Annotated in this window: 7 protein-coding genes; 4 read left to right on the top strand and 3 right to left on the bottom strand. The window is 70.7% G+C overall.

Annotated features, from left to right (window positions below):
• Window positions 1–432 precede the first annotated feature (432 nt).
• Window positions 433–882 carry a PTS glucose transporter subunit IIA gene (locus ACFVYF_RS36470; RefSeq protein WP_389462344.1) on the top strand — a complete coding sequence of 150 codons (450 nt, stop codon included), beginning with the start codon at window positions 433–435 and terminating at the stop codon, window positions 880–882.
• A gap of 90 nt (window positions 883–972) precedes the next feature.
• Complete coding sequence (gene ptsP / locus ACFVYF_RS36465; protein ID WP_389462343.1) at window positions 973–2643, top strand: phosphoenolpyruvate--protein phosphotransferase; 1671 nt, start codon at window positions 973–975, stop codon at window positions 2641–2643.
• Between the two features lie 79 nt (window positions 2644–2722).
• Here ptsP and ACFVYF_RS36460 read toward each other — a convergent pair whose 3' ends face one another.
• Together ACFVYF_RS36460 and ACFVYF_RS36455 are read right to left on the bottom strand one after the other, a co-directional pair.
• Entirely contained in the window at window positions 2723–3616 is an 894-nt protein-coding gene (locus ACFVYF_RS36460) for a hypothetical protein (RefSeq protein ID WP_389462342.1), read from the bottom strand.
• A 22-nt stretch (window positions 3617–3638) separates the two neighbouring features.
• Window positions 3639–4847 carry an MFS transporter gene (locus ACFVYF_RS36455; RefSeq protein WP_389462340.1) on the bottom strand — a complete coding sequence of 403 codons (1209 nt, stop codon included), beginning with the start codon at window positions 4845–4847 and terminating at the stop codon, window positions 3639–3641.
• Between the two features lie 123 nt (window positions 4848–4970).
• Here ACFVYF_RS36455 and ACFVYF_RS36450 point away from each other — a divergent pair, with 123 nt between their 5' ends.
• Window positions 4971–6290, top strand: a complete 1320-nt coding sequence (locus tag ACFVYF_RS36450) for an aminotransferase class I/II-fold pyridoxal phosphate-dependent enzyme (protein ID WP_389462339.1) — start codon at window positions 4971–4973, stop codon at window positions 6288–6290.
• On the opposite strand, the gene ACFVYF_RS36445 is transcribed toward ACFVYF_RS36450, so the two are convergent.
• Entirely contained in the window at window positions 6291–8258 is a 1968-nt protein-coding gene (locus tag ACFVYF_RS36445; RefSeq protein WP_389462338.1) for an acetoacetate--CoA ligase, read from the bottom strand. It abuts the gene before it with no gap.
• A 212-nt stretch (window positions 8259–8470) separates the two neighbouring features.
• Here ACFVYF_RS36445 and ACFVYF_RS36440 point away from each other — a divergent pair, with 212 nt between their 5' ends.
• Window positions 8471–10837, top strand: a complete 2367-nt coding sequence (locus ACFVYF_RS36440) for a TIM-barrel domain-containing protein (protein ID WP_389462337.1) — start codon at window positions 8471–8473, stop codon at window positions 10835–10837.
• The last annotated feature ends 8 nt before the right edge of the window (window positions 10838–10845 follow it).

Raw genomic sequence — 10845 nt, 5'->3', positions numbered from 1 at the left:
GGGGTATCAACATATCTGGCGTTGATTTTTGGCACGCTGTTGAGTTCTCAAGGAACGGACGCTTCCTTTGTACTCACCCTCTCGGGCTTTCCTCCAGGCGCTTCCCTTCGGTGTTTCCAAACTCTATCAGGGTTTTTCCGTCTCTCTGACCACGGTCCTGCGGACATGCAGAACCAGACCCCGAGATAGGATCTGACAAGTTGGGTGCTGCCAGGCAAGGACGCTTGGATCGCATCGCTCAGCCTCAAGCAGGAGTACGACTGTACATGGGGCCTGGGAGCGGGCGCAAATCGTTTGTGCTGTGCTCTACGGCCGCCAACCGGGACCTCTCATGCGGAACCGGCAGTTCATATGACATACCCTGCTGAACAGTGCGCCGTCCGGTACAGGCAGTGACGGCCCATATGAATCTCCACCCCTGGGAGGCTTCCCATGACCACCGTGACGTCCCCTCTTGCAGGACGCGCCATCGGGCTCGCCGCAGTGCCTGACCCCGTCTTCTCTGGGGCCATGGTCGGCCCTGGAACGGCGATCGACCCCGTGCGTGAGCCCTCGGAGGCCGTTGCCCCCGTGGACGGAGTCGTTGTCTCGCTTCACCCGCATGCCTTTGTCGTGGTCGATGACCAGGGCCACGGCGTGCTGACCCACCTCGGCATCGACACCGTGCAGCTGAACGGCGAGGGCTTCGAGCTGCTCGTCAACAAGGGTGACACCGTGACGCGCGGTCAGGCCGTGATCCGCTGGAACCCCGCTGCCGTCGAGGCTGCCGGCAAGTCCGCGGTGTGCCCGGTCGTGGCCCTCGAGGCCACGGGCGAGTCCCTCTCCGATGTCCGTGAGGACGGCGACGTGAAGGCCGGAGACGTTCTTTTCAGCTGGCAGTGACATCTGACAGCGACGTCAGCACCGTTCTGTACGGCAAGTTGAACTACCACTGCGGCGGCTGGGCTCGCCGCACTATCGGAGACGGGTGAGATGGAGACAACGCTGCGAGGCGTCGGCGTGAGCCACGGTGTGGCGATCGGCGAGGTTCGGCACATGGGAACGGCGGTGCTTGAACCGCCTGCCAAGCAGATTCCCGCGGAGGACGCGGCGCGCGAACAGGGGCGCGCCCGCAAGGCCGTGGAGGCTGTCGCCGCCGATCTGATGGCGCGTGGCAATCTGGCCGGGGGTGAAGCCCAGGCGGTGCTCGAAGCGCAGGCCATGATGGCCCAGGACCCCGAGTTGATGGCGGACGTGGAGCGGCGCATTGCCGTCGGCAGCACGGCGGAGCGCGCGGTCTACGACGCGTTCGCTGCGTATCGCGCGCTGCTGGCGGGTGCCGGGGAGTATCTGGCGGGGCGGGTGGCCGACCTCGACGACGTGCGGAACCGCATCGTCGCCCGGCTGCTCGGCGTACCCATGCCGGGTGTCCCGGACAGCGACGAGCCCTACGTTCTTATTGCGCGCGATCTCGCGCCGGCCGACACGGCGCTGCTCGACCCGACTCTTGTCCTCGGTTTCGTCACCGAGGAAGGCGGGCCGACCAGCCACAGCGCGATCCTGGCGCGGGCGCTCGGTGTTCCCGCCGTGGTCGCGCTTCCCGGTGCGGGTGAGCTCGCCGAGGGCACGGTGATCGCGGTGGACGGCAGCACCGGAGAGATCTTCGTGGAGCCGAGTGCCGAGAAGAGGGCGAAGCTGGAGGCCTCGGCGGCGGAGCGGAAGGCGGCGCTGTCCGGCTCGACCGGTCCCGGTGCCACGTCCGACGGTCACAAGGTGCCGTTGCTCGCCAATGTCGGCGGTCCTGCGGATGTTCCGGCTGCCGTTGAGGCGGGTGCCGAGGGCGTCGGGCTGTTCCGTACCGAGTTCCTCTTTCTGGACGACAGCAAGAACGCGCCGTCCGAGGAGAAGCAGATCGAGGCGTACCGGCAGGTGCTCGAGGCCTTCCCCGAGGGTCGGGTCGTGGTGCGTGTGCTCGACGCGGGTGCGGACAAACCGCTGGACTTCCTGACGCCGGCCGACGAGCCGAACCCGGCGCTGGGTGTGCGGGGTCTGCGGTCCCTCCTCGACCACCCCGACGTGCTGCACACGCAGCTGACCGCGCTGGCGAAGGCGTCGGAAGGTCTGCCGGTCTATCTCGAGGTCATGGCCCCGATGGTGGCGGACCGTACGGACGCGAAGGCGTTCGCGGACGCCTGCCGGGAGGCCGGACTGCAGGCCAAGTTCGGTGCGATGGTCGAGATTCCGTCGGCCGCGCTGCGGGCGCGCTCGATCCTGCAGGAGGTCGAGTTCCTGTCCCTGGGCACCAATGACCTCGCGCAGTACACGTTCGCCGCCGACCGGCAGGTGGGTGCGGTGTCCCGTCTGCAGGACCCGTGGCAGCCGGCACTGCTCGACCTGGTCGCGCTGTCCGCTGAGGCCGCGAAGGCCGAGGGCAAGAGCTGTGGTGTCTGTGGTGAGGCGGCCTCCGACCCGCTGCTCGCCTGTGTGCTGACCGGTCTCGGGGTCACCTCCCTGTCGATGGGTGCCGCGTCGATTCCTTATGTACGGGCGACGCTGGCGAAGTACACGCTGGCGCAGTGCGAGCGGGCCGCTGCCGCCGCGCGTGCCACGGACACGGCCGAGGAGGCGCGGACCGCGGCTCAGGCGGTGCTGTCCGGCGAGTAGTGCGAGTAGTCGGCGTGCCGTCCGGCGATCGGCTGTTGTCAGGGGCGCTCCACCTGCGGGTGGGGCGCCCCTGGCGCGTTCAGTGCGTGTGTCCCGGCATCTCGCCGTCCAATCCGAGGTCGGGCGGGGTGCAGTAGTCGACGCCGGATTCCGGGGCGACGAGATCGCCGGATTCGATGTCGGTGCAGTAGGCGTCGAAGACCTCGGAGGCGGTGAGGGCTTGCAGGCCCGCTCCCCGCAGGCGCCATCCGTAGACACGATCGGTCGTACCGGATGCGCTGGTGCGCATGACGAGGCCGCCCGGCGCCTTGGTCGCGATGCCGAGGGCCACGACCGTGGTGAATTCGAGGACTTCGGACTGGTCGAGGTCTGCCACGCCTGCAACGCCGGCTCCGGCCTGGAGCACGGCCATGAGCGATTCGGCGGCCGCGGAGACGCTGCAGACGAGGTGACGCTCGCCCGGGCCCGCGGTGTCGATGATGCGGGCGACCAGGTGCGCGGCCTGGGTGAAGGCGGCTCGTCCGATGTCCTCGCCGCAGGACGCGCAGCTGCCGATGCGGGCCAGGAGCGTGGCCGCGTATTCCCAGGTGGCCTGGCGTACGGCCTCGGCCACGAGGTCGGGGACGAGATCGGCGAGGGGTTGTCCTTCGTACGGAACGGTGGGGCCGGTCGCGGCCAGCTCGGCCGTGAAGCGGGCGCGGCTGGCGGGGACGTCCGGGTCCAGACCGGCGGCGGTGCAGAACTCGGCGTATTCCTCGGGGTCGAAGAGGGCCACTGTGGTGTGGCTGCCCTGGGAGGCGAGGGCCCTGAGGAGGGCTTCGACCTGTTGGAGATAGGTCCTGTGGTCGTCGAAGGTGAAGGTGCGGTAGCGCCGCATGGCCGCGAAGTCCTGCTCGTCGGTGAGCAGGCCGATGGTGCCGGCGATTTCGCGGCGCAGGACGCGTCGCATGGTCTGGTACTCGGTGTGCGCCATGTTTCCCCCTGTGCGCAGTCGATCAATGCTCACTCACAGTAACCGGGGGCACTGACAACGCGGCTCGGTCGAGGGGGGCGCGGACGAGGCGATGCTGGATTGCGCAGGTCAGGGCTATGGTCGCGCCGAAGACGCTCCAGCCGGCGGGGCCGGCCGCGATGGCGGCGGTGACGGCCAGTGGTCCGATGGCGCGCTGAACGGATTGCGCGAGGCCGTGGACGCCGAGATAGGCGCCCTGTGCGGTGTCGGGGGCGAGAGCGATGGAGAGTTCCCAGGAGACCGTGGCGTGGAGGATCTCCGCCATGGTGAAGGCGATGGCCGAGGCCGTGAGGAACAGGGTCGCGGTGGCGGGTCCGCCTGTGGCGGAGAGGGTCATCGTGACGCCGCCCAGCGCGAAGATCGCGGAAAGCGGGAGCAGCAGGGCGCGGGCCGCGGCCGTCGTGGCGCCGAACCGGGCCATGGGCACCTGGAGGGCCACGACCATCACGTTGTTAAGGACCAGGAGCAGGGGCGCGAGGCCGTGCGGGGCGTTGCCGGCGTGGGCGATCCACAGGGGCAGGCCCACCTTGAACACGGCGTCGTCGAGGAAGAGAAGCGTCTCGGTGGCGACGTACGCGAGGTAGGTGCGGTCGCGCCATGGTCCGGCCGTCTTGGCCTTGGGGCGCGGATCGTTGGAGGTGGCGACCGTGCGCGAGGGTGATGGAGGTTCACCGCAGCGGAGGGTGAGGGCGGCGGCGCAGAAGAAGGACAGGGCGTCGCCCGCGAGGAGCCACTGGTAGACCGCGCCGGTGCCGATTCCGAGGGCCACTGCCGCGACGAGGCCGCCCACCGCCCAGCCGGCGTTGGCGACGGTGCGGTTGACGGCCTGGTAGCGGACGCGGTCCGGGCCCGATATGCGCGCCGCGTAGAGCTTGGTGAGCACGTTGGCTGCCCGGTCGCCGAGGCCGCCGAGGGCCGAGAAGGCGACCAGCAGTGCGTAGTTGTCCGTGGTGAGCAGGGCGAACGAGGCCAGGGCGCGCAGGACTTGGAGGGCGATCAGGACGTGCGTGAGGGGCAGTCGGTCGGCGAGGTGGCCACCCAGTGGCGCGCCGGCGATGCCGATGGCCCCGGCGACCGCCGCGAGGGTGCCCACCTGGGTGACGGAGAGGCCGGTGACGTAGGTGAAGTACAGGACGGAGACGGAGGCCCAGAGGCCGCTGCCGATGCGGTCCACGAGGGCGATCCAGAGCATTCTGCGGCCGTCCGGGCCTCCTGGAATGCGCGTTGACCATGCGGCTGCGCGGCGCACTGGACTCACTGCTCCCCCTTGCTTCGAGCCTTGCTTCCCGTTATGTATTGGTACATACTTCGTAACGTGGCAACACAATATGGGATCGCAGGTACGACAGCCAAGGGGATTGCGGCATCCGTCGAACGGGGCGTGGCCGAGGGCACGTTGAGCCCCGGCGCGGCGCTGCCGCCGGTGCGGAGGCTCGCCGATGAGCTGGGGGTGAGCGCGGGCACGGTCGCGACGGCCTACAAGGAGCTGCGGCAGCGCGGGATCGTGGTGACGCGCGGGCGCGGCGGGACGGTGGTCGCCGCCGCGCCGGCGGTCGCCTCGCGACGGCCTCCGAAGGTGCCCGCCGGGCTGCGCGACCTCGCGGGCGGGCACCCCGACCCCGAGCTGCTCCCCCACCTGGTGCCGCCGTCCCGGCTCTCCCCCGGTGCACGGTCACACCGCGCCACACCTCGGGTGGCGCGGCTGGAGGACGCCGTACGCGATTGGTTGGGGCCGGACGGGGTGCCGGCGGGCGGGGTGACGTTCGCACACGGCGCTCTGGATCTGATTGGGCGGCTGCTCTCCGTGGAACTGCGCCCCGGGGATGCCGTGGCCATGGAGGACCCCGGTTATCACCATCTGCTCGATCTGGTCACGGCATTGGGCCTGCGTACGGTGCCGGTGGCCGTGGACGAGGAGGGCATCCGGCCGGATGCCCTGCGTTCCGCGCTGCGCGCGGGTGTCCGGGCGTTGGTGTGCAGTCCCCGAGCGCAGAATCCCTGCGGCGGGTATTTCTCGGCGGAGCGTCGTGACGCGCTGGTCGAGGTGCTCCAGGAGGAGCCCGAGGTACTGGTCGTGGAGAACGACCACGCGTCCGCCGTCGCGGGCGCGCCGCTCCACACACTGACGTCGGGGGGTCTGACGCGCTGGGTGCATGTGCGGACCGTGAGCAAGTTCCTGGGGACGGACCTGCGCTGGGCCGCGGCGGCCTGTGATCCGGTGAGCCTGGCGCGGCACGACGGCCGGATGCTGCTGACCTCGGGGTGGGTCAGCCACCTGCTTCAGGAGACCGTCTACGGACTGATGACGGACGAGGGCACGCGCGCGTTGGTGGCTCGCGCACAGGAGACGTACGAACTGCGGCGCACGACACTCGTCGGAGAGCTCGCATTGCGCGGGATCGCGGCCGCCGGCGTGAGCGGGATGAACGTGTGGGTGCCGGTGCGGGACGAGTCCGCTGTCGTCAACGGACTGCGGTCGTACGGCTGGTGGGTCGCGGCGGGGGCGCGGTTCCGGCTTCTGTCCGGGCCCGGTGTGCGGATCTCGGTCGCCGAGCTGGAGCCTGCCGACGCGGCACGGCTGGCCTCGGACTTCGCGGCCGTGCTGGGTGAGTCCGAGGCCACCTACGGGGGTTGATCAGGCGCGCTTGCGAGCCAGGTCCTCGTAGAAGCGCAGCAGTTCGACGTTGTCCACGGAACCGAGGTTGACCGCCTTCTCCAGTGGGGCGCCCTGGAGGAGGCGTTTCACCGGGACCTCGATGCGCTTTCCGGTGAGGGTGTGCGGGACTCCGGGGACTTCGATGACCTCGTCGGGGACGTGGCGGGGTGAGAGCTGTTCGCGGATGGTCCCCTTGATGCGGTCCAGGAGGGCCTGGTCGAGCACGGCTCCGGGGGCTAGGTGCACGAAAAGCGGCATCCAGTAGCCACCGTCGGGCTGTTCGATGCCGATGACGAGCGACTCCTTGATCTCGGGGAGGCGTTCGACGGCTTCGTAGATGTCGGCGGACCCCATGCGTACGCCCTGGCGGTTGAGCGTGGAGTCGGAGCGGCCGTGGATGACGACCGAGCCACGGGAGGTGAGCGTGATCCAGTCGCCGTGTCGCCACACTCCGGGGTACATGTCGAAGTAGCTGTCGTGGTAGCGACTGCCGTCGGGGTCGTTCCAGAAGCGGATGGGCATGGACGGCATGGGATTGGTGACCACGAGTTCGCCGACCTCGTCGATGACGGGTGAGCCGCTCGGGTCCCATGACTGGAGGTCGGTGCCGAGACCCGGCGCCTGGAGTTCGCCGATGTACACCGGGAGCGTGGGTACGGCCCCGGCGAAACAGGAGCAGACGTCGGTGCCGCCGCTGACGGAGGCGATCCACAGGTCGTCGCGGACCTCGTCGTGCAGCCAGCGGAACCCGTCGGGCGGCAGGGGCGAGCCGGTGGTCGCCACGCACTGGACGCGCGAGAGGTCGAAGTCGCGGGAGGGGTGGACGCCGGCTTTGCGGCACGCCATGACGTACGCCGCGGAGGTGCCGAACAGGGTGGCTCCCGTGCGCTCGGCGATCCGCCACTGGGCGCCCGTGTCCGGGTAGCCGGGGCTGCCGTCGTACAGGACGATCGTGGTGCCCGTGAGCAGGCCGGAGACGAGGAAGTTCCACATCATCCAGCCGGTGGACGTGTACCAGAAGAAGCGGTCCTCGGGCCCCAGGTCGCAGTGCAGGCCGAGCTGCTTGAGGTGTTCGACGAGGATGCCGCCCTGGGACTGGACGATCGCCTTGGGCAGGCCGGTGGTGCCGGAGGAGTAGAGCACCCACAGGGGGTGGTCGAAGGGGACCTGTTCGAAGACGGGTGTCACGTCCGCGGACGTGAGGGCGGACCAGTCCAGGGCGCCCTCGGGGGCGTCGGTGCCCAGCAGTGGAATGTGGACCACCGCGCGCAGGGTGGGCAGTTCCCGGCGCAGTTCGGCGACGGTCTCGCGGCGGTCGTGCTCCTTGCCGCCGTAGCGGTAGCCGTCGACCGTGAACAGCACGACCGGTTCGACCTGCTGGAAGCGGTCGAGGACGCTGCGGGCGCCGAAGTCGGGGGCGCAGGACGTCCAGACGCCGCCCACGGCGGCCGTGGCGAGCAGGGCGACGACGGCCTGCGGGACGTTCGGGAGATAGCCGCTGACGCGGTCTCCGGGACGTACGCCGAGCGTCCGCAGCTCGGCGGCCAGGGAGCCGACCTGCCGGCGCAGCTCGGACCAGCTCACCGGGCTCGGCTCGTGGGTCTCGTCGACATGGAGGAGGGCCGGCTCGTCGGCACGGGTGTCGGCGGCGCGCAGGGCGTGTTCGGCGTAGTTGAGGGTCGCCCCGGGGAACCATTCGGCGCCGGGCATGGAGCGGTCGCCGAGCACGCGCGCGTAGGGGGTCGAAAAGCGGACGTCGAACCACTCGGTGACGGCTTTCCAGAAGGTGTCCAGCTCGTCGACGGACCAGCGGTGGAGCGCCGGGTATCCCCCCTCGGACGGGGCTCCGTGCCGCTGCGCCGCCCAGGCCTGGAACTTTGTGATCTGTGACTGGGCGATGCGGTGGGGATCGGGCTGCCAGAGCGGTGAGGGGTTGTCTGCGGACATGGAGCGGCTCCCGGCTGTGCGCGTCGTGTGCGTCTGGCGCGCACGGGCAGGGGTGTGCGCGTCACGCGGCTGACACGGACGATGCCATGTGATCGACTTCGACACCAGGGTGCGCCACACATAGTCCGTGTCGTGAAGATGTGCTCCCACCCTGGGTGAACGGCAGTTGAACGGCTCACATGCGGGGTCCCGTCAATGGCAGGGTGAGCGGCATGGACGGTCGTGACCTGGTGCGTTCGGTGAAAGCGGTCGGTTCGGGGGGTGTCGTTCAGGGGTTGCGTACCGTGCGGGCGGCGTGGCGCAGGAGGCGTACCGACGCCACCGGTTTGCCGCAGCGGGGTGCCGAGCGCGCACGGGTCCCTGGAGCGGTGCAGAGCGTGGAGCCGGCACCCGGTGGCGGGGTGGTCCGCTTCGCCCGCTCCGAGCTGCGGGTGTCCGTCGCGGTGAACGGAGCCGTGTTCTGGGGCTGGGAGGGGGCCGGACCGGAGCCGTCGTACGCGATCGGGGGCCGGTGCCCCGAACCGGACCCGCGGGCCGTTCTGGAGCCGGACAAGGACGGCGGCTGGCGGATCGTGGCCGAGCGGGTCACCGTCACCGTCTCTCGGCACGGCGCGGTCGAGGTGTGCACGCCGGGCGGAGTGACCCTGCGCCGCGATCTGCCGCCCCGGTGGTGGGAGCCGGCAGACGGCGGCGCGGCGCGCTGGATGCAGCGTTCCGAAGTGGCGGCCGACGCACGGTTCTTCGGCCTCGGCGGGCGGGCCGCGGGACCCCGGCTGGGGGACGGCATCCACCGCCTGTGGAACACCGACCCGGGACACAGCTTCGCGCCCGGGGACGATCCCCTGTACCTCACGATGCCGGTGCAGATGGTGGTGGCCGACGCGGCCACGCATCTCGTGTTCCACGACACCTCGTGGGACGGAACGGTGACGCTGCGCGAGGGCGAGGAGGGGGCCGGGTCCGGGCACGACCGGGCCGGGACGTGCGAGCTGCGCATGGAAGGCGGTCCGCTGCGCTGCTGGGTGATGGTGGGCACCCCCGCGCGCGTGCTGCATGCCTGGGCGTCGCTGACCGGGGCGCCCGCGCTGCCGCCGGCCTGGGCGCTCGGCCACCACCACGCGCGGTGGGGCTTCGACGGCGAACAGGAGGTGCGCCGGATCGTCGCCGGATACCAGGAGCGCGACCTGCCCCTCGACGCGGTCCACCTGGACATCGACCACTACGACGCCCACCAGGTGTTCACGGTCGATCAGGAGCGTTTCCCGAAGCTGCCGGTCCTCGCGGAGGAACTGCGGCGCGACGGGATCCGCCTGGTCTCGGTCGTCGGTCCTGCGGTCAAGGCCGAGCCGGGCAACGCCGTGTACGACAGCGGGACGGCCGAGGACGCCTTCGTACGGGATGCCTCGGGACGGCTCGTGGAGGGCGTCGTGTGGCCCGGGGAGTCGGTCTATCCGGACTTCACGCACGCGCGCGTGCGGCAGTGGTGGGGGGCGCTGTACGCGGAACGGCTGGCGCAGGGGTTCGCCGGATTCTGGCACGACATGAACGAGCCGACGTCGTTCACGGCCTTCGGGGAGAACACGCTGCCCCGGTCGGCCCGGCACTCCCTGGAGGGCCGGGGCGGGGACCATCGCGAGGCGCACAACGTGTACGCGCTGTGCATGGCCCGGGCCGGCTACGAGGGGCTGCGTGAGCTGACTCCCCAGGAGAGGCCGTTCATCTTCTCCCGCTCCGGGTGGGCCGGGATGCAGCGCTACGGAGGGGCGTGGTCGGGCGATGTGGCCACGGGCTGGCCCGGGCTGCGGGCTTCGCTGTCCCTGGTGATGGGTCTCGGGCTGTGCGGCATTCCGTACTCGGGACCGGATGTGGGTGGCTTCGACGGCAGCCCCTCACCGGAGCTGTATCTGCGGTGGTTCCAGCTCGGCGCCTGCCTGCCGCTGTTCCGTACCCGCGCGAGTCTGCGGGCGGGGCGCCGGGAGCCCTGGGAGTTCGGGGACGAGGTCCTGGAGCACGCGCGCGTGGCGCTCGTCGGGCGACGTCGGCTGCTGCCCTACTTCATGACCCTGGCGCATCTGGCACGTCGTACGGGAGCGCCTTATGTGCGTCCTGTGTGGTGGGGCGCGCCCGAGGACCGGGCGCTGCGTGACTGTGAGGACGCCTTTCTGCTCGGTGACTGCCTTCTGGTCGCGCCGGTGCTGGATCCGGGGGCGGACCGGCGGGCGGTGCAGCTGCCGCGGGGACGGTGGTACGACACCGTGACCGAGGCGGTGTACGAGGGGCCGGGCCAGGTGCTGATCGACGCCCCCCTGTCACGGATTCCGGTGCTCGCGCGCGCGGGCGCCGTCGTGCCCGTACGGGGCGACGACGGCGGCCTGGAGCTGGAGGTGTGGGCGCCCGCGCGGGGGCGCACCGGCGGCGGGCTGCTGGTGGTCGACGCCGGTGACGGCCGGGAGGAGCCGGAGATCGAGCGTTATGTGACGCGCTGGGAGGGACGCCGGGTGGTGGTCGAGCGGGACGGGGAGGACGGCCCGGGCGAGCCGTCCCACCCGGTGCGACTGCGGGGGCTCGACGCGCGCTGAGCGACCCG

It is taken from the genome of Streptomyces sp. NPDC058274 (genome assembly GCF_042881375.1).
GTDB lineage: Bacteria > Actinomycetota > Actinomycetes > Streptomycetales > Streptomycetaceae > Streptomyces.
Note: the sequence above shows the minus strand (reverse complement) of the source record. Positions and strands in the feature narration are given on the sequence as shown.